The following is a 17,438-nucleotide window of genomic DNA, read 5'->3' as shown; positions in this document are numbered from 1 at the left end:
GCGCGCACCGCGTGCGCCGCCGCCCGAATGAATGACCTCGCAGAACTGTTCGCCCGTGAGTATCCGGTATGGCACATGGTGCTGCGCGGGACCCTCGTCTACTGGTTCCTGCTGCTGGTCTTTCGTTTCGTGCTGCGCCGCGACCTCGGTTCGATGGGCGTGGCCGATCTTCTGTCGTCGTGCTCGTGGCCGATGCGTCGAGCAACGCAATGCAGGGAGAGTACAAGTCCATCAACGATGGCCTTGTGCTGCTTTCCACCCTCATCGCTTGGAACTTCGGTCTTGATTGGCTGAGTTACAGATCGCCGATGGTCGAGCGCTTTCTCGAGCCGGTGCCCGAGGCGCTTGTGCGCCACGGGCGGGTGAACCGGCGGGCCATGAAGCGGGAGATGATCACCCGCGAAGAACTCGACGGCAAGCTGCGCGAACAAGGCGTTGAAGACATTGCGGAGGTACGCATCGCCCGCCTTGAAAGCGACGGCACATTGAGCGTGTTCAAGGTGCGGGGCGGTGGAGAGCCACCACCGACTGGCGATAGCCCTCGCGCGTCCGGCCCGCCCGGTGCTTGAGCGACCCCATGCCACCCTGCCCCTCCGCCCCTCTTCATCGCCTTCGAACCCCACCGGATCGCTGGCTTCAACCCGGTGGCTTGCAAGCGCCAAGACAAAGCAACCCGGCGTGTCTTCCTGGTTGCCCAGCAAGACTGTCGAGACGAAGCCTCGGGGCGCCTGCAATTGCGCACTGATCACATCGTCCCCGTAAGGGAAATCCGAGTGGCAGGCGGACGAGGCCATTCATGACGGAATACTCGAAGGACTCACATGCTTTCTCCAGCAGGTCGAAGCGGACTGCGCGCGCAAAAACTCGCTGCGCGATTGGGATGCGAAGTGCGGGAAAAACTGCCGAAGGTCGGGTGGTCCCAACCTGCCCTTCTTGCAGCAGATGATGCGCTGGCCACGCGACTCAAGGCCGCTGGAGGGCGCTGGAGTTCCGCCGACGAGGTGATCCTGTTTCCAACCTGGTCGACGCTTGAAGAGGTGCTCGAGGAGATCATCGGCAACCGCCGTCGCCAGAACGTTTGAGCAAGAGAACACAAACCGGTGCAGGTGACGCGCGCAAGACGGCACATGCGCGAACATCGCCCTCGACTCAGATGAAAGGCACGCCGCCCGTCACGGGAATGGTCGCGCCGGAGATGTAGCTCGCCTGGTCCGACGCCAGCAGCACGTACACCGCCTGCAGCTCGGCCGGCTGGCCCGGGCGCTTCATCGGCGTCTGCGTGCCGAACTCCTTCACCTTGTCCGGCGGCATGGTTGAGGGAATCAGCGGCGTCCAGAAAGGACCCGGCGCCACGCAGTTCACGCGAATGCCCTTCTCGGCCAACAACTGCGCCATGCCACCCGACATGTTCTGGATGGCGCCCTTCGTTGCCGCATACGCGACGAGCGTGGCGTTCGGCTTGTCGGCGTTGACCGAGGCCGTGCTGATGATCGCGCTTCCCGGCTTCATGTGCGCCGCGGCAGCCTTGCAAAGAAAGAAGTTGGCGTACACATTGGTGCGGAAAGTACGATCGAACTCTTCGGCTGTGATGTCGCTCAGGTCCTTGTGACTCATCTGGAACGCCGCGTTGTTCACCAGCACGTCGAGCTTGCCGAAGCGCTGCACCGCCGTATCGACCAATTGGTTGCAATGCGCCTCGTCGCAGATATCACCCGGCACCGCGACGCACACCCGGCCCTCGCGCTCGACCAGTTCCTTGCAGGCCTGCGCATCGGACTCTTCCTGCGCCAGGTAGGAGATCAGCACGTCGGCGCCTTCTCGCGCGAAGGCGAGCGCCACGGCGCGTCCAATGCCGCTGTCACCGCCCGTGATCAACGCGGCCTTGCCCTTGAGCTTGCCGCTGCCGACATAGGAGGACTCGCCGAAGTCCGGGCGCGGTGTCATCATCGACTCCAGGCCTGGCGGCGACTGCTCCGGCGTATCGAAGGGTGGACGGGGGCCAGCGTGCTGGGGGTCGGTCATGGTGCGCTCCTTTGTGTTGCGGGTGGAAGACAGGTTCAGCGCTCAAGCTATGCATGGGCTCGCGTGCGTCCATCGGACAAGTGCCCGAACTGGGCCCGACCATGCCCCCTACCCGAAGCTCGAACAGCGCCCTGCATCCGGCGCAGCTGCGCAAGGGGTCGCTAAAACTGCCCTCGCCCGTCGCCCGTGCGGTCGTGAACCCAGCGCATGGCTTGTTGCTCGGCATGCCGGATCGCTTCCGCCGCCGTCCCGTAGACGATTTCCTCGGTGTCGTTGGGCAGTAAAGCTTCTTCTTGAGCTGCAGGGGAGCGGAGAAGGACGACGACCGGCCGGTAGCCGCCCTGCTGCGGCTCCACGCGAAGCTCAAATCGAAAACCGCGGTACTCGAGTGAGTGCCCGTCGGTGGGAGTGGTGTCATTGCTCATGGATATGCCCTTGCGAGTTGCACAGAGCGTGCGCGCATTTGGGCTCGCGAGACGCAGGCACGCAGGGGCAAGCTTTGAAGGACGCAACGCCGTAGGAATGCGACCGCGACCTCGGCATCAGAGACCGCTCGCACGTACGCGCTGGACACTGGCTTCCGCCTCAAACGCTGCAGTTCAGAAGGTGCGACCAGGGGACGCCGCTCGCGCCGAGGCCCCGGCGCCCCGCGCCCCCCCCGCGTGCTACTTCGCCTTCGCCGCGTCTTCCGCAGTGTCCGCATTGGTCGAGCTGCGACTGCCCTTCAGATACAGCTCTACGTCGGCCGCCTTGTTGCCCACCTTGGCAATGGCTTCGGTCAACTGTTCGCCCGTCACGTTGAGTTCGCGCGTCCAACGTTCGACCTGCGTCGAGTCATTCTTGTCGATGCGGGGTGTTGCGGGATCGTGAGCATCTGCCATGAGGCCTCCAGTTAAGAATTCGAAGGAATTTCGATCAGCGCGGCAACGCGCCGTTGGTCTCGAGCGTGACGGTCGCCAGGGGCGGCGGCCCGGAGGGCGTGAGTACGACCTTTCGGCACTCCTCCTCAGCCTTCTCGAAGATGTCGTAGCCGCGCGCAGCATCCTCCAGCGCCATGTGGTGCGTGATGATCACCTCGGGCTTCAGCTCGCCTGCCTGGATGTGCTCAAGCAGCTTGGGCATGTGCTGCTGCGCATGTGTCTGGCCCATCTTGAAGGTCAAGCCCTTCTCGAACGCGTCGCCGAAGAGGAAGCCGTGGATGAAGCCCGCGTACACGCCGGGCACGCTGACGACGCCGCCGCGCCGCGTGGCCGCGATGGCCTGCCGCAGCGCCTTGCCGCTGGAGCCTTCGAGCTTGAGGTCGGTCATGACCGTCTCCAGCGTGCTGCCCTTGGCCTCGAACCCGACGGCGTCGATGGAAGCATCCACGCCGCGGAAATCGGTGCGCTCGATGATGGCACCTGCAGGGTCGTCGATGTCCTTGAAGTTGATAGGCTCCACGCCGTACGTGGCACGCGCGAACTCGAGGCGGTACGCGTGCTCGTCGACCATGAAGATGCGCTCTGCGCCAAGCAGCCGGGCAGAGGCCGCGGCCATCAGACCCACCGGGCCGGCGCCGAAGATGGCCACCGTCGAGCCCGGCCCCACTTCGCCGTTCAACGCCGCCTGGTAGCCCGTGGGCAGGATGTCCGAAAGGAACAGCACCTGCTCATCGGCCAGCCCGGGCGGGATCACGAGCGGGCCCACGTTGGCCTTGGGCACGCGCACGTATTCCGCCTGGCCGCCGGGATAGCCGCCATACAGGTGCGAGTAGCCGAACAGTCCCGCACCGGAGCGAACGTTCTTCTTGTTGAGGATGGCGCCGCGTCCAGGATTGGTGGTCTCGCAGGCCGCGAACAGCGTCTTGTTGCAGAAGAAGCACTGGCCGCAGGCGATGGTGAAGGGCACAACCACGCGGTCGCCCTTCTTCAGCCGGGTGACGCCCTTTCCTGTCTCCTCGACGATGCCCATGAACTCGTGGCCGAGGATGTCGCCGGACTCCATGTCGGGAATCTTGCCGCGAAAAATGTGGAGGTCGGAGCCGCAGATGGCCGTGGCGGTGACGCGCAGCAGCACGTCGTCATCCTGCTCCAGCACCGGGTCGGGCACCGTCTCGACACTGACGTTCTTTGAGGATTGGTAGGTCAGGGCTTTCATGGCGCAGTTTTCCTTGGCGGGTTGGTAGGCGGGAGGAGGTGCAGGGAAGGGGAAAGCCCCCGGTGCTGAAACCTAGGTCTCGCCATCCAGCCTCCATGTAGGAGTACAGGCATTCGGGCTGCGCGCCGGTTTGCCGGGTGGCGCTGGAAGGGGTCGCTCCCGGCGCCCGGCCTTCCTCGGAATTCACGCGCCACCCTCCTACACACGCACGTTTTCAAGGTGCCATCGTGAATTCCTTTACATACTGGAGACCGGTCATGACCCAGCGACGAAGCGTTCATTCAGCGGGCAGTCCCACCAAGACGCCCAAGCCCACCACGGGCGCCAATCCCGATGGGCGTACGCCGGCTGAACTGCCAAGTGATTCGACGACCAAGAAGGGAGCGCAGGAAGCGGCACAGCCGCCGGCCAAGCGCACGTCATGAGAAATCAATCCTTATAGAAGGAGCCACGGGATGTCTTCCGCGGCTGCTCAGAAGGCTTCATTCCCCATGGTCGCAACCAGACATTCTTGAAACGAAAGTGGGCCAGGGAAAAGCCCGCCCCGCCCAGGTAGCCTGGCTCCGTGCCAAGCCATGCGGGGCGGCGAAGGCGACTGGGTCGCGGGTTGGGAAAGCGACTGCCGGCCCCATCGGCACACAAAAGCACACAAACACGGTCTTCCGTGTTTGGCCGAGCAGCACACAGCGATAGCGCCGCCCCCCGACCGCGAAACCCTGAGCTTTCAGCAGGCGTCTAGCTGCTCACGCGCGCTTCGTGACCATCCCGTAAATGACCAGGACGATGATCGCACCAACGACTGACGCAATGAATCCCGCGCCAGTTCCCGCGGCATACCACCCCAGCGCCTGCCCAATGTAAGTGGCGATCACCGACCCGGCAATACCAAGCAAAGTTGTCCAGATAATGCCAAGCGACTGACGCCCGGGCAGTACCGCCCGCGCTACCAAGCCTGCAAGAAATCCGATGATGATGGTCCAGATGAGTGACATGTGTAGTCCTTAAAAATCGCGGGCGCTGCGCTCCCGCCTCAAGCCTGTGGGTTCATTTGCCGGTCTTGGCGGCGAGATCCTGCGCATGTTGGAGATGGCCTTGCACGACGGGAAGCATCTTGGTGGCAAGGGCCTTGAGGTCCGCATCTTTGGCTTCGGCCTGAGTCTTCTGCAAGAGCTTCGCGGTGGCCTCATGGTCACCCACGCCCGCCTGCTTCACGTAGCGGCTGTCGAACAGACCGCCCGACAGCGTCTTGAATTCGATCATCACTGCTTTGTGCTTCGCATCGGGGCCGTCAGGCAAGCTTGCACTCTTGGACGACGCCAACGCCTTCGTGTCCGCCAAACCCTTTGAATGGTCGTCGACCATCATCTGGGCGAATTTCTTGATCTCGGGATTTGTCGATTTTTCGAGCGCAAGCCTGCCGCTGTCGATTTCCGCGATGTTGGCTTGCGCGATGTCCTTGAGCATCGACTCGTCTGCGGATGAGAGTTTGCCGGCTGCCTGGGCAACGGGAGCGAACATCGACATCGCCAACGTGGCTGAGGCCGCAGCGATAACGGCGGAGTTTGGGAGCTTGAACATGGAATCTCCAGGTCGTTCGTGAAGCGGACACGCTGGCATGCACGGACCGAGCGCTTTGTAGGAAGTTGCCATTTCGCCTTGACTGGCGTCGGCTGTCAGGCGTGCAGTGCTACCGCAGGAACGCCTGCGAGGCTGTAACCGCGCCAAAAAAAAAATCCAGGTGGTCCTCTTGAAAACTTTTCGGGAGGCGCCTAACTTCCACACCGTCGGAACCTGGTCACCCGCAAAAGGAGGTATCGAATGACCATGAACTTGCTCAAGCAAATTGCCGGCTCCCGCTTGCCTTTGACGTTCTATCGCACCGAGGACATCGATCAAGTCAGGGTGTTGCGTGCAGCCGGCTTGGTGGTGGCGATGTTCTCGTCCGCCGCACACGCTCCTCACGCGCCATCTATGGCCCAGGTACTGGCCATCACGCAAAAGGGCCGCGAAGAACTCGCGAAATTTCCATACCCCGAATCACGCCCTCCTCGGTGGCGCTTCAGGATGCCTCGGATCAAAACCGCGCCCTGGGCCAAGCTCCTTCGCCCGACGTCCGAATCGCGCGAGCCAACTCGGATGCAGTAGAGCCTGCGGCGCCGAACCAAGGCGCCTCGCGCCGCCACACGTTTCTGCTTTGATGGCCGCCCCGGCGACCGGGGTGTGCCTGCAACTTTCTGGAGGTTTGTCATGTACCGTTCCCTTTTTCCCCGCGACGTCCTGGCCGAGCTTGATCGGCTCCAACGAGACATCCGGCAAGCCGCTGACCTGTCGCCCAACATCCGCGGACTTCCGCGCGACGGGTTTCCAGCGTTGAACGTTGGGAGCACTGATCATTCGCTGGAGATCTACGCCTTTGCCCCTGGCGTGGATCCCGCCACGCTCGAGGTCCATTTAGAGCGGGGTCTGCTTACCATTGCCGGAGAGCGAAAGGGCATTGCGCCACCGCCCGAAGGCAAGGCCGCAGTTCATATTCATGAGCGTTTCGAAGGCGCATTTCGTCGTGTGATGACATTGCCCGAAGACGCAGATCCTGAAGCCGTGGATGCGAAACTGAGAGACGGCCTTCTTCACATCACCGTTCAGCGTCGCGCCTCCGCACAGCCGCGTCGAATCGATATTCAATAGCTGTTCAGATCGAAAGGAGATGACCATGAACCACGATGTCCAGACCGCCGCTCGCGCAATGCGCCAAGACGCTGCCGCCCCCGATGCTTCTCGCTACGATGCGGCAGCACTCACACCTCCTGTCGATGTGATCGAGGATGTCAGCGGCATCACGCTGTATGCAGACTTGCCTGGCGTGCGCCGCGAGGGACTGAACCTGCATGTCGAGGGGGCTACGCTGACCATCGACGCCGCGTCCTCCCTGAAGACACCCGAAGGGCTGAAGACAAGCCATACCGAGGTGGAGTTTGGCCGCTTTCGGCGCGTGTTCACTCTCAGCAAGGAGCTGGACACCGAGAAGGTGACGGCGGAGTTGTCGCAGGGCGTCCTGAAGCTTCGAATCCCCAAGACGTCCCACGCGCAGCCCAGACGTATTGAGGTGAAGGTCGACTGAGCCAAGGCTTTCAAGCGCCGGGCGACGGCCTTCGCTGCGCCAAGACTTGCGTGGATGACCGTTCAGCTGCGCGCATCGATGTTGCGGACCGGCCCAGTAAGGTCGGGTTCGATGCGCACGGGGGCGCTGGGCGCGCTCCACCCTCATGAGAAAACCGGTGGTGTTTCGGAGCGTTCGTCGATGGAGTGACGCTCCTTGCACGCGCCGGTTCCACGCGCGCGGCAATTGAACGTAGAACCCAGCGACATCGCGCAGCTCTGTCATCGAGCTCTTCGATCCCGATCCTTCGCTTGCTCGTCACTTGCATGCTGGCAGCAACTCATTGAGCTTCAAGTGCAGCGCGACGCTGTCCTTAATCTGGCTTTGTTGAATCAGCAACACCGTCAGAAACGTCGCGACGGCAGCGGCGACTGGACCCGACGGGGCGTGCGGCACCGGTGCTCAATCCTCCGCGCGGCTGCGCAAACTGCCACCATCTGAGCCGCGCTCGCGACGAACGCCTACAGGGGCAGTCCGCGAATCCTTGCAAGGTATTTATTTCTTTTGGAGACGCGCATGACAGAGGACAGCAAGAAAACCGCGTGGGACCGCAAACTCATTTCGCTTGAAGAAGATTACGAAGTGCGGGACTGGACCCAGAGCCTGGGCTGCACACCGGGCGAGTTGCGCGAAGCCGTGAAGGCTGCAGGCAATTCGGCAGAGAAGGTCCGCGAGTACCTGGCAAAGAAACAGTAGCAAGGGGCCGTCATGCCGAAGGCCGACGCACTGTCCGTCTACAAGGCGAAGCGCAATTTCGCCGTGACCGCAGAGCCTGCAGAGGGCGGCGTGGCCAACCCGCACGCGCTGTCGTTCGTGATCCAGAAGCACGCAGCTTCTCGACTGCACTACGACTTCCGCCTCGAGTTGGATGGAGTCATGCTATCTTGGGCTGTGCCCAAAGGCCCCAGCTTCGACCCCAAAGAAAAGCGGATGGCGATCCACGTGGAGGACCATCCGATTTCCTATTCCTCCTTCGAGGGCACCATTCCGGCGAAGCAGTACGGCGCCGGCACAGTGATCGTTTGGGACAACGGCACCTGGGAGCCTGTGGGCGATCCCCGCCAGGGCCTGGCCGACGGAAAGCTGGTGTTCAGGCTGCATGGCCAGAAGCTCGAAGGCCTGTGGGAACTTGTGAAGATCGCCAAGGGGGGCGAGCGGCAGGAACCTTGGATTCTTTTCAAGAAAAAAGACGACTTCGCGAGGCCGCACTCGGCGTACGACGTACTCACCGCCTTGCCCGACAGCGTCATTTCCAAGCCGTTGAAGAAGGCTGCAGCTCGCCCTGTAGCGGACCCTGGACGCAGGACGACCAGAAAGGCAGATCCGCTGGCCCACGCGCGCAAAGCCGTTCTGCCCGCCAGGATCGAGCCCCAGCTCGCCACGCTGGCCGCCGGTATTCCGTCGTCGGGCGAGTGGCTCTACGAAATCAAATTCGACGGCTACAGACTCATGGCTCGCATCGAGAAGGGCAAGGCGGCCCTGCTCACCCGCGGTGGGCATGACTGGGCGGCCAAGATGCCAGGTCTCGTTGTCGAACTCAGCGCGCTCGGCCTGAATTCGGCGTTCCTGGACGGCGAAATTGTGGTGTTGGGCGCCAATGGCGCGCCGGACTTCAATGCCCTGCAGAACGCTTTCGAACAGCGCAAAGGCGCCGAGCGGATTGTGTATTTCGTCTTCGACGCCCCCTTCTTCGAAGGCGCGGACCTTCGCCAAGTGCCGTTGAAGGAGCGTCGAGCGCTTCTTCGAGATTTCTTTGAAGCGCGCGCCTCTGAGCACGTGCGTTTCAGCGCTGATTTCCCAGCCGATCCGGTTTCGATTCTGAAGTCTGCCTGCCAGATGCACCTGGAGGGCGTCATCGCCAAACGGGCCGATGCCCCGTATGTGTCGCGGCGCAGCGAGACCTGGCTGAAGCTGAAATGCAAGCTCCGCCAGGAATTCGTCGTGTGCGGATATACGGACCGGACGGACAACAGCGCCCAGATCGGAAGCTTGCTGCTCGGCATTCATGATGACCAGGGCAATCTGGTCCCTGCAGGCAGCGTAGGAACCGGCTGGAGCGGCGACGAGGCGGCTGAATTCAAGCGCAAGCTCCTGCCGCTGGCGGTCGACGCATCTCCCTTCGACAAAGGCACCTCGAAGCCGGGCCGATGGTCCAAGCGCAAGGTGGGCAGCGAGCGGTGGGTGAAGCCAGTCCTGCTGGCAGAGGCTTCGTTTGCCGAATGGACGCCTGACGGTCAAGTGAGGCATGCATCCTTCATCGGGCTGCGCGACGACAAGCCGGCCGAGGCCATCGTGAGAGAGCAACCGAAGGTGGTTGGCGCGCCTGCAGCTATGGGCGCCGACAGCGACATTGCCGTCGCCGGCGCCAGCCGCAGGGACGCCGGAAAAACGATCAAGGTGAGTCACGGCGAGCGGGTGATCGACGCCGCCACTGGCGTCACCAAACTCGACCTGGTGAGGTATTACGAATCGGTCGCCGATTTCATCCTGCCACACCTGAAGGGGCGCCCTTGTTCTCTCGTTCGCGGTCCTGCAGGCGTCACGGGGGAGCTGTTCTTCCAGAAGCATGGCGAAAAAATCGGCATTCCCGGCATCACGGAGTTGCCGGAAGCCCTCTGGCCCGGCCATACGTCGCTGCTCGAGGTGGGCAACGCAAAGGCGCTGATCGGCGCCGCGCAGATGAACGTGATTGAGTTCCACACGTGGAATTCGACGGCCAAGGCCATCGACAAGCCCGACCGGATGATTTTCGACCTCGACCCCGGCGAAGGGACGACCTGGGAACACATCCAGGAAGCTGCGGCGCTCATGCGGACCATGCTCAACGCTCTGGGGCTGGAGTCCTGGCTGAAGACCAGTGGCGGCAAGGGGCTGCATGTGGTCGTCCCGCTGGCGCCGCGCTATGACTACGACACGGTGAAGGGGTTTTCTCAAGCCATTGTCCAGCACATGGCCAGGACGATCCCCATTCGATTCGTGGCCAAGAGCGGCCCAAGCAACCGAGTCGGCAAACTTTTCATCGACTACCTGCGAAATGGCCATGGCGCGACGACCGCTGCAGCATTCTCCGCACGTGCGCGGCCGGGCCTGGGCGTGTCGATCCCTGTGAGCTGGGACGATCTTCCCAAGCTGAAGAGCGGCGCCCAATGGACCGTGCGCACCGCGCGCGAGCACCTGTCTTTCCAGACGTCAGACCCGTGGGCCGGGTATTGGAAGACGCGCCAGCCGCTTGCAGAGGCAATGAAGCTGGTGGGGTACAAGCGATGACAAGCATCGGTCGCCAGGGAGGACGCTAAACCAATGGACGGCCTCGGAGATCGCCAGCGCTCGACGGCGTCGCAGCGGAACACATCGGGACCGGCAAGGAAGCGTAGGCCCTGTTCGAACGCTGGTTTTGCCGGCCCGACCTTCTGTCGGATGAAATGCTTTCCTTTCGCCGACCCTATTTCCTACAAATGAGACGGATTTACAGCTTAGCTTCGCAGCATGGTCATTCATGCATTGCTCGTCGAAGACAACAAGGTAATCCGCGACAACCTAATTCCGACGCTTGAGGCGTTGTCCGAGGCCCGCGTGGAAGGTGTCGCCGAGACCGAAGCCGAGGCGATCGCCTGGCTTGAGTCTCACGACGGTTGGGACGTGGCGGTGGTGGACCTCTTCCTGCGCGAGGGGTCGGGCCTGGGCGTCCTCGCGAGCTGTGCGAATCGACGCGCTGGCCAGCGCGTGGTCATCTTCTCTAACTATGCCACCGAGGAAATCCGTCGCCGAGCGAACGAGCTCGGGGCAGACGCGATTTTCGACAAGTCCACCGAAATAGACGGGCTCCTGGATTTCCTCGAGCGTCTTCCGCCGCCTCCCTAGACGTCGGGCTTGAGTGTCCCTGCGAGCGCCGCCCTGCCTTCCGGCGTGATGCGCTTGATGAGTGCACAGCACGGATCAGGGTCGCCATCAACGGCTTCAACGAGTTCTGCTTCGATGAGTCCAGCTGCTTTCAACACCGCTGCGTTGTTGACGTCTCGGAAGTCTTCCACTGCCAGCGGAAACTCGGCGTGTTCAATCCTGCGTAAAAAATCCATCGGCATCATTCATCCCCTACGGGTCGATAACCCCGCGATAGGACTCGTCTTGTTCTCGGGGCATGAACAGGGGTTTAAGCAACTCGTCGTTTGCCCACCCCGAGGGTACCCGGGTGCCACCGGAGAATGTCTCAGCCCGCCCGTGGGGCGCTGGCTGAAAAAGTGCGCCACCGCTCACCCTCAGGTGCGTCGCGGAATCATCGCCCGGCTGACCAGGCGAAGAACTTGGTATCGTCATCCGGTCATTTTGCACCCGCGTATGACAGCACTGAGAGATTCCGGCGAGTCCTGCCTGTTCCCGAGAGACCTTTGATAGGTGGCATGTTGATCCTCTGGACGAAGCGATCACCATGGCCGCCCTCGATCGATTGCGTCGCTTCACTTGCTCTCGGCCTGGCGCCGATACCGGTTTTGCGCCACAGAGCGACGCAGAGTTCGGCGTTCGTCCACTTCAACATGCTCTCCAAGGGAAGGCTCCCGAGTCAGGCAGCAATACGTCGCGGCGAACCAAGCAAAGAAGATCGTGCCGCGGGCCGAGATAGTCAAGGGTTACGAGTTCGACGAAGACCGCTTCGGATCTCAATACCGAAAAGTTGAAGGCGCTGCAGGGACGCACGAGCCACTTGATCAATATCGTCGCTTCCACCCTTGCCGCATCCAACCGATCAGCACTCCGCGGCTTCAGTCGGGGGCATCGGTCCGCCCGCGTCCCCGCACAAAACCTGCCTGGTTCCTTCACCGCATGGATCGGGTCAGTCCTGCATTGCGTCCCCCATCACACCATGCCTAGAAATCGCACGTTTTTCCACTCCGGTGAATTGGAGGCGGCACTGTTCATTCCAACCCTGTGAACACTGAGAGCGCTACTCGGTCCGGGAGCAAGTCATGAAGCTGATCGCTGCCCAACTGAATCAGGTCGATGGGGAGCACTTCGCCACATGGGCGACTTTTGGCGCGGCCAGTCGGCCTGAGGCCGTCGGCAGCAAGTGGATCTCGACATGTTGCTGGCGCCTCTGCCAGCGCTGGCAGGCCTGCCAGGAATCCGCCGGCTGCCTGACCAGGTGATTCGCAACGGCGCGGCCTGATACGACGCTAACTAGCCCCGTGCAATGAGTTCCGAGTAGCTACGCCGGTTGGCGCGGTAGCAGTCGCAGGCCGCGTTCTCCAGTCCCTGGCGGTCGGTGATGGCGATGACGCCGCGCCGGTAGTAGATGAGGCCACGCGCGTGCAGCGCCGTGGCCGCGTTGGTGATGCCTACCCGGCGCACACCCAGCATGCGCCCCAGCACCTCGTGCGTGAGCGCCAGTTGCGCGGAATGCGCACAGTCCTGCGTGGTGAGCAGCCAGCGCGCCAGGCGCTCCTCGATCTGGTGGAACTGATGGCACAGGCCCGAGCGGCCGAACTCGGTCAGCAGCACGCACACATAGCGGTGCAGCACGCGCTTCAGCGCGGTGCTGGCCGCCAGTTCCTGCTCGAACGACTCCGCCGAGAGTCGCCACGCCAAGCCGGCACCCTGGACCAGCGTGCGCAATGGAGCGCGTTGCGCGCCGAGCGACAGCTCGTAGCCCAATGCGCCTTCGTTGCCCACCATGCCAGCTTGCAGACCATCGTGCCCATCCGCGGTGGACACCAGCGACACGAAGGCCGAGGTGGGAAAGTGCACGTGGCGGATGATGTCGCCCGGCTCGTACAGCACCTGCGCGGCCTCCAACTGCACCTGATCGCAGCGCGCGAGCAGCCGGGTGTGGTCGTTGGGAGGCAAGGCCTCGAGCAGCCGGTTAACCATGAAGGCGGACGGATCTGAAGTCACGGAACCGCCTGTCAGGAAGAGGAAGAAGTCAGGAACGCCAGCGCTGCAAGAGCGCTGGCGAGCCATTCTTGCCCGTCGGCGGCCCGCCCTCTGTGCGCCGCCGCACCCACACACCGCCTCAGATGGCCGGCCGCTGCGGCAGCAGCCGGTCGGTCTCACGCTTGACGACTTCGTAGCATTCGCACACCTGCCGCTCCAGCCCCTGCCGGTCGAGCACCGTGATGTGGCCGCGCGCGTACTTGATGAGGCTCAGGCGCTGCAGCTTGCCCGCCGCCTCGGTCACCCCTTCACGCCGCACGCCGAGCATGTTGGCAATGAGCTCCTGCGTCATCACCAGTTCGTTGCCGGGCAGGCGGTCCAGGCTCAACAGCAGCCAGCGGCACAGCTGCTGCTCCAGCGAATGGTGCCGGTTGCACACCGCCGTCTGAGACATCTGCGTGATCAGCGACTGCGTGTAGCGCAGCAGCAGATGCAGCAGCGGCCCACCCTTGTCCGTCAGTTCCTTGATATGGCTGGCACTCAAGCGAAAGGCATGGCCGGCGCTTTGCACCACCGCGCGGTTGGGCGTGCTGCCCCCGCCCATGAGCAGCGACACGCCCACCATGCCCTCGAAGCCCACGACCGCAATCTCGGCCGACTGGCCGTTCTCCAGCACATACAGCAGCGAAACGATGCTGTCGGTCGGGAAAAACACGTGCTGCTGCACCACGCCAGACTCATAGAGCACCTCGCCCAGGCTCAGTCGCACCAGTTCCAGGGACGGTGCCATTCGGACCATCACTTCGGGCGGGATGGCATCCAGGAGGCCGTTGTGCGCGGTGGCGACATTGAGCGAAGACGAACGCGGGGGCAACGCCATAGTGGGGAGGATCCTTCCAAAGCTCACATGATTCCGCGGCGAAACTCCGCATGTCTGTACGGTGGCGCACACACCCGAGCCATATTGCCAGATGAGCGCGTCGGTGCGCTGGCGAACGGTGCTCGAGCCTGTTTCTGGCTAGCGTGGGAGCCAGACCCATCTGTTCTGGAGGAACAAACGATGCACTCGACGAACCATTCGGAAATCGCCGCCGACAAGCTGGTTCGGGCCTACCTGAGTGGCAGGCAGCTGCCGAAGATCCTGCACCACGCGGTGGTATGGATCGCGCAGACGCGCATGAGCAGCGGCAAGCAACCCGTGCTCGATGACGCTTTGCGCGCCAACATCGACCGCGAAGCCAGCGCACCCGACGCATCAGCGATTCGCACGTCCGCCAGTCGGCCCCCAGGAGCCTGAAATGCCCATGCGACTACTCAATCGCCTCTGTTGCGCGCAACTGCCCCTGAAGCTCGGCGACCAGGACGAGATCCAGAAGTGCGAAGTGCTGCGCAGTTCCGGGCTCATCGAAGCCGAGTTGCCGCCCGTACTGCACGAGCGCGGACGAACCGTCTATTCGGGTCAGGCCATCGTGATGTGCGTAACGCCTCGGGGGAAATCCGCCTCGGCGGAAAACAGCGAAGCGGCGGTGTTTCCAAGCGCCGCAGGCCCCGGGCGACGCTGACGTCCGATTGCTTTCAGGATCAACTCGGATGGCGAGGCAGCGACACGCTGCCCTGTCGGAACTCCGGTGGGCCCACGTGGCACTCGGCAAGTCGGCGACCTGTTCGCGCAGCGGGTAGCGAACGCAGCAATCCTTCCAATGACTCCCACCCATGCTGAACGGGTCGTATGGGGTCTGACGCATGTGACATGACGCCTTGCTGGCGAGGACAGTTGAGGTTGCGAATTCCAACCAGTCTGTACGGGGGCGCACAGACGCCCCCCGCCATTCCGGAGACGCTGCCAGCAGGCAGCGATGCACTTAGCCGCGGCCGCACTTCAGAGAGCTCCTATGGACATTCAACTTCTGATGCGCCTCGACCGCATGCTGCCGCCCAGGATCCTCACCCTGCAGGCCGACTTCGCCGCTGCAAAGCGACTCCATGACGATGGGTTCATCGAAGCCTCGCCTCAGATGCATTCCACAAAATCGGGCATCGGGCTCCACGCCATGCTGGTGAAGGTCATCACGGCAAAGGGAAGCTTGGCCGTCGCACAGGAAAAGGCTCGATCTGATATCAAACAAAAATGCGCGTGAAGCGCAAACGGACATGCATCGATTTCTTTCCAACAACCGCGACGAACTGGTCGCCAGATGCAAGCTGAAGGTGGCACAGCGTCCTTTGCGCGCGGCCACCGCCAAGCAGTTGGCCCACGGGGTGCCGATGTTTCTCGACCAGCTCACGCGAACGCTTGTCGCTGAGAACAACGACGACGCGGCAGCGAGCATCGCCATCTCCGGTCCCTCCGGGGGTGACTCGCTCGCGTTGTCGGAGATCGGCGTGAGTGCTACCGCGCACGGCAAGGAACTTCTGAACCTCGGCTACACCGTGGATCAGGTGGTGCATGACTACGGCGATCTTTGCCAGGCGATCACCGACCTGGCGTTCGAGCGCGACGCGCCGTTTGCGGTGGGTGAGTTCCGCACTCTGAATCGCTGCCTGTACAACGCCATTGCAGACGCGGTGACCGAGTTCAGCTCTCAGCGCGATGCATTGCTGTTGGTGCAGCAAACGGCCGGCGAGAAGCAGCGCTTGGGCTTCCTGGTTCATGAACTGCGCAACTCGCAGGGCACGGCCACCCTCGCGGTTCGGGCGCTCGAACTCGGCAACATGCAGATTGGTGGCGCCACCGGTGCGATTCTCAAGCGCAGCCTTTCCACGCTCGGCCTGTTGATCAGCAGAGCGACTGCAGAAGTCCGGGGTGAAGGATCGGACCAGCGCCAGACTTTCTCGGTCGCCACCTTCATCGTCGACGTCGAACTGGCGGCCCGCCTCGACCCGAATATGAAAGCGGCAGTTTTCGAAGTGCGTGCCGTGGACCCAGGGTTGGCAGTGCACGCCAATCGAGATCTGCTGCACGCGGCCCTGGCCAATCTGCTGCAGAACGCGTTCAAGTTCACGCGAAAGGACTCGCTGGTCACGCTGAATGCGTATGCCTTCGGCGAGCATGTCCTCATCGATGTGGAGGACCACTGCGGCGGCTTGCCTCCTGGCGGCGCGGCCAAGATGTTCGTGCCCTTCAAGCCTAACGACGACGGGCGCGCAGGCCTTGGGCTCGGGCTGTCCATCGCACGTCAAAGCATCGAAGCCGATGAGGGCGCGCTAACAGTGCGTGACGTCCCGAACTCCGGTTGCGTCTTCACCATCTCCCTGCCTCGCCAAGCGCTGCAGTAGGCCACAGGCCGTTCACCTCGTGGCGCGCCGAACCCTCCAGGGCGTCATTTTTCATTGCGCATTTCCCGTTGCCTCGGCTTCTCCAGTCAATGAATTCCCTGGGTGCTTACGGTGCGACAGCTCAATGCCGCCACTGTCGAGTCAATGTTGGAAGCTCGGAAAGTGGACGCTCGAGCTTCGAGAAATCTGGAAGTCTTTTCGATGCCTTCGAAAGCGCTCCCGAAGAAGAAGCATGCAAGCCTTCCTAGAGCTCATCGTTCACCAGCCAGTTCCACAAGGGCTGGACCCGACTGTCGCATTCCGGTCGCCACCATTTGACCCGTCCCAAGTGAGTAATGCTTTTGCTCCAGCCAATGACGGTCCGCTTCCGCGTAGGGGCATACCGCGCTGTTCCGGTAAGTGGGGGCCCGTTCGTTGGCATCCGCTGCCGCATTCTGTAAAGGTCACCGCTTCTTTGAGTCGATAGCTGTTTACCCCAATAAAACCATCGGGTCCAATGAAGTAAAAATAATGCATTAGTTTGATAAAGCGCAGTGGGAGCTGAGCTGCGCCAGAGAGAGATATCCAATGGGGATGAAACTGACTGTTCCGCCGCAATACCGCGACCGGTTCGAATTCATATTTCACATTGATCAGAGCGCCGATGGAAAAACGGTGGTGTGCCGGGCGGAAATCTTTGAGCGTTCGATTCTGAAAGCAACGCTGCAAATCGCGACAAAAAATCAAACCCGCTTGGAAGTCACCGATGCTGTCTTGGAACGATGCATACGATGGGCTGACCTTCGGCTAAAAGACAACGCGTTTCCAACCTGTTCTCATGGGACGGCTGAGCAAAGGCAACCTTCGCCGGCACCAATTTCAGATTTTCTGTAGCGCTGGTCCGGAGGCGACGGTCCGGAACCTTGACACCAAACAGCGAGGCAACCCATGCCCGGATGGGTCATCCCAAGGCCGCGTTCCATGGTGACCAGCGCGGCATCTC

At 62.3% G+C, this 17,438-nt stretch carries 24 protein-coding genes; 14 read left to right on the top strand and 10 right to left on the bottom strand.

The window, feature by feature from the left end:
* Window positions 1–179 precede the first annotated feature (179 nt).
* Window positions 180–569: a DUF421 domain-containing protein gene (locus tag AB6807_RS38465; RefSeq protein WP_371088687.1), complete on the top strand. Its 390-nt coding sequence runs from the start codon at window positions 180–182 to the stop codon at window positions 567–569.
* 252 nt (window positions 570–821) lie between these two features.
* Window positions 822–1,082, top strand: coding sequence for a hypothetical protein (locus AB6807_RS38460; protein WP_371088686.1), 261 nt, complete (start codon window positions 822–824; stop codon window positions 1,080–1,082).
* A 67-nt stretch (window positions 1,083–1,149) separates the two neighbouring features.
* Here AB6807_RS38460 and AB6807_RS38455 read toward each other — a convergent pair whose 3' ends face one another.
* From AB6807_RS38455 to AB6807_RS38430, 6 genes are all read right to left on the bottom strand, one after another.
* Window positions 1,150–2,022 (bottom strand): glucose 1-dehydrogenase, encoded by an 873-nt coding sequence (locus AB6807_RS38455; protein ID WP_116914126.1) that lies wholly within the window; start codon window positions 2,020–2,022, stop codon window positions 1,150–1,152.
* 161 nt (window positions 2,023–2,183) lie between these two features.
* The gene (locus tag AB6807_RS38450) at window positions 2,184–2,447 is read right to left on the bottom strand and encodes a hypothetical protein (RefSeq protein WP_116914127.1); all 264 of its coding nucleotides are present in this window, start codon (window positions 2,445–2,447) and stop codon (window positions 2,184–2,186) included.
* 240 nt (window positions 2,448–2,687) lie between these two features.
* Entirely contained in the window at window positions 2,688–2,903 is a 216-nt protein-coding gene (locus AB6807_RS38445; RefSeq protein ID WP_116914128.1) for a DUF3606 domain-containing protein, read from the bottom strand.
* 34 nt (window positions 2,904–2,937) lie between these two features.
* Entirely contained in the window at window positions 2,938–4,158 is a 1,221-nt protein-coding gene (locus AB6807_RS38440; protein WP_116914129.1) for a zinc-dependent alcohol dehydrogenase, read from the bottom strand.
* A 743-nt stretch (window positions 4,159–4,901) separates the two neighbouring features.
* Complete coding sequence (locus tag AB6807_RS38435; protein ID WP_116914130.1) at window positions 4,902–5,150, bottom strand: GlsB/YeaQ/YmgE family stress response membrane protein; 249 nt, start codon at window positions 5,148–5,150, stop codon at window positions 4,902–4,904.
* A gap of 52 nt (window positions 5,151–5,202) precedes the next feature.
* Window positions 5,203–5,736: a DUF4142 domain-containing protein gene (locus AB6807_RS38430; protein ID WP_371088685.1), complete on the bottom strand. Its 534-nt coding sequence runs from the start codon at window positions 5,734–5,736 to the stop codon at window positions 5,203–5,205.
* Window positions 5,737–5,976: 240 nt separating this feature from the next.
* Here AB6807_RS38430 and AB6807_RS38425 point away from each other — a divergent pair, with 240 nt between their 5' ends.
* From AB6807_RS38425 to AB6807_RS38415, 3 genes are all read left to right on the top strand, one after another.
* On the top strand, window positions 5,977–6,303 hold the full coding sequence (locus AB6807_RS38425; protein ID WP_371088684.1) for a hypothetical protein: 327 nt from the start codon (window positions 5,977–5,979) through the stop codon (window positions 6,301–6,303).
* Between the two features lie 102 nt (window positions 6,304–6,405).
* The gene (locus tag AB6807_RS38420; RefSeq protein WP_116914132.1) at window positions 6,406–6,843 is read left to right on the top strand and encodes an Hsp20/alpha crystallin family protein; all 438 of its coding nucleotides are present in this window, start codon (window positions 6,406–6,408) and stop codon (window positions 6,841–6,843) included.
* Between the two features lie 25 nt (window positions 6,844–6,868).
* Window positions 6,869–7,276, top strand: coding sequence for an Hsp20/alpha crystallin family protein (locus AB6807_RS38415; protein ID WP_371088683.1), 408 nt, complete (start codon window positions 6,869–6,871; stop codon window positions 7,274–7,276).
* A gap of 297 nt (window positions 7,277–7,573) precedes the next feature.
* Here the strand turns inward: AB6807_RS38415 and AB6807_RS38410 are convergent, their stop codons facing one another.
* Complete coding sequence (locus tag AB6807_RS38410) at window positions 7,574–7,657, bottom strand: low affinity iron permease family protein (RefSeq protein WP_371088703.1); 84 nt, start codon at window positions 7,655–7,657, stop codon at window positions 7,574–7,576.
* Between the two features lie 174 nt (window positions 7,658–7,831).
* Here AB6807_RS38410 and AB6807_RS38405 point away from each other — a divergent pair, with 174 nt between their 5' ends.
* The 3 genes from AB6807_RS38405 to AB6807_RS38395 all read left to right on the top strand — a co-directional run bounded on the left by AB6807_RS38405 (window position 7,832) and on the right by AB6807_RS38395 (window position 11,176).
* A complete protein-coding gene (locus AB6807_RS38405; RefSeq protein WP_116914134.1) occupies window positions 7,832–8,011 on the top strand; it encodes a DUF3606 domain-containing protein in 180 nt (59 codons plus the stop codon).
* A 12-nt stretch (window positions 8,012–8,023) separates the two neighbouring features.
* The gene (gene ligD / locus AB6807_RS38400; RefSeq protein ID WP_371088682.1) at window positions 8,024–10,582 is read left to right on the top strand and encodes a DNA ligase D; all 2,559 of its coding nucleotides are present in this window, start codon (window positions 8,024–8,026) and stop codon (window positions 10,580–10,582) included.
* Window positions 10,583–10,801: 219 nt separating this feature from the next.
* Window positions 10,802–11,176: a response regulator gene (locus AB6807_RS38395; RefSeq protein ID WP_116914136.1), complete on the top strand. Its 375-nt coding sequence runs from the start codon at window positions 10,802–10,804 to the stop codon at window positions 11,174–11,176.
* Here the strand turns inward: AB6807_RS38395 and AB6807_RS38390 are convergent.
* On the bottom strand, window positions 11,173–11,391 hold the full coding sequence (locus AB6807_RS38390; RefSeq protein ID WP_371088681.1) for a hypothetical protein: 219 nt from the start codon (window positions 11,389–11,391) through the stop codon (window positions 11,173–11,175). The two genes, AB6807_RS38395 and AB6807_RS38390, sit on opposite strands and share 4 nt — an antisense overlap.
* Window positions 11,392–12,276: 885 nt before the next feature.
* Here AB6807_RS38390 and AB6807_RS38385 point away from each other — a divergent pair.
* A complete protein-coding gene (locus tag AB6807_RS38385; RefSeq protein ID WP_132749165.1) occupies window positions 12,277–12,456 on the top strand; it encodes a hypothetical protein in 180 nt (59 codons plus the stop codon).
* A 31-nt stretch (window positions 12,457–12,487) separates the two neighbouring features.
* On the opposite strand, the gene AB6807_RS38380 is transcribed toward AB6807_RS38385, so the two are convergent.
* Both AB6807_RS38380 and AB6807_RS38375 read right to left on the bottom strand, forming a co-directional pair.
* The gene (locus tag AB6807_RS38380; RefSeq protein ID WP_371088680.1) at window positions 12,488–13,201 is read right to left on the bottom strand and encodes a Crp/Fnr family transcriptional regulator; all 714 of its coding nucleotides are present in this window, start codon (window positions 13,199–13,201) and stop codon (window positions 12,488–12,490) included.
* 118 nt (window positions 13,202–13,319) lie between these two features.
* Entirely contained in the window at window positions 13,320–14,060 is a 741-nt protein-coding gene (locus AB6807_RS38375) for a Crp/Fnr family transcriptional regulator (protein WP_116914138.1), read from the bottom strand.
* Between the two features lie 180 nt (window positions 14,061–14,240).
* Between AB6807_RS38375 and AB6807_RS38370 the strand changes: the two genes are divergently transcribed.
* The 5 genes from AB6807_RS38370 to AB6807_RS38350 all read left to right on the top strand — a co-directional run bounded on the left by AB6807_RS38370 (window position 14,241) and on the right by AB6807_RS38350 (window position 17,329).
* Entirely contained in the window at window positions 14,241–14,477 is a 237-nt protein-coding gene (locus AB6807_RS38370) for a hypothetical protein (protein ID WP_116914139.1), read from the top strand.
* 1 nt (window position 14,478) lies between these two features.
* On the top strand, window positions 14,479–14,742 hold the full coding sequence (locus AB6807_RS38365) for a hypothetical protein (RefSeq protein WP_132749167.1): 264 nt from the start codon (window positions 14,479–14,481) through the stop codon (window positions 14,740–14,742).
* A 330-nt stretch (window positions 14,743–15,072) separates the two neighbouring features.
* A complete protein-coding gene (locus tag AB6807_RS38360) occupies window positions 15,073–15,318 on the top strand; it encodes a hypothetical protein (RefSeq protein WP_116914140.1) in 246 nt (81 codons plus the stop codon).
* A gap of 13 nt (window positions 15,319–15,331) precedes the next feature.
* Entirely contained in the window at window positions 15,332–16,456 is a 1,125-nt protein-coding gene (locus AB6807_RS38355) for a HAMP domain-containing sensor histidine kinase (RefSeq protein WP_116914141.1), read from the top strand.
* 567 nt (window positions 16,457–17,023) lie between these two features.
* Entirely contained in the window at window positions 17,024–17,329 is a 306-nt protein-coding gene (locus AB6807_RS38350) for a hypothetical protein (RefSeq protein WP_371088679.1), read from the top strand.
* Window positions 17,330–17,438 lie beyond the last annotated feature (109 nt).

Source organism: Variovorax sp. RCC_210 (assembly GCF_041355175.1).
In the GTDB taxonomy this organism is placed as follows: Bacteria; Pseudomonadota; Gammaproteobacteria; order Burkholderiales; family Burkholderiaceae_C; genus Variovorax.
This window is presented reverse-complemented; position numbering and strand designations above follow the sequence as displayed.